Consider the following 250-nt stretch of genomic DNA (forward strand, 5'->3'; position numbering starts at 1 on the left):
GTTCCGTCTCGGTATCCAGCTTTCGGAACACATCGAGCACTGCCTGATCTTTCTCATACCGATTCAGGCAGCAAAGATAAGTCGTCCCCTGACCGTCATTGATCCTTACATCTTCTCCCACTTTCATGCGAAGTACATTTTTCATATGGTTGAGATCCGCGCCCCTGATCAAAATTTCACTTTCTGTGATCCATGACGGCTCTGCAAAAAACTGCTGCATTCCTCTTCTCCTTACCGTTTTAATTTTTTC

1 protein-coding gene is annotated in these 250 nt (G+C 45.2%); it reads right to left on the bottom strand.

Annotated features, from left to right (window positions below):
- On the bottom strand, positions 1-220 hold a 220-nt coding region (locus NE668_RS09935; RefSeq protein WP_256196837.1), incomplete at its 3' end, for an RNA methyltransferase PUA domain-containing protein.
- Positions 221-250 lie beyond the last annotated feature (30 nt).

The sequence above is a fragment of the Veillonella parvula genome (genome assembly GCF_024461875.1).
Classification (GTDB): domain Bacteria; phylum Bacillota; class Negativicutes; order Veillonellales; family Veillonellaceae; genus Veillonella; species Veillonella parvula_I.